Consider the following 245-nt stretch of genomic DNA (forward strand, 5'->3'; position numbering starts at 1 on the left):
GGCCTCAACCTCAATACGCAAGAAGGCAAAGCAGAATTGGTCAAAACCAGTTCTCCGCTTTTGGCTCAGATTACCGCGCCGGCATTGGGCTATCTTCTGAAACAAAAACTCAGCGAGCTGGTGGGTATTGACCCGGACAACCTTGCCCAGTTACTCGGACAAGAAGCACCAAAGCGGCACGTCAAACAAAAAAGTTACAAACTGCCGCCTATTTCTGTCAAACAGCCAACCATGCTGACACTGGT

Annotated in this window: 1 pseudogene; it reads left to right on the top strand. The window is 49.8% G+C overall.

Annotated elements, in window-relative coordinates:
* Nucleotides 1–245: pseudogene (locus tag ACTHSP_RS23965) on the top strand (DNA primase); the annotation flags it as partial.

Source organism: Neisseria sp. P0001.S005 (assembly GCF_051963715.1).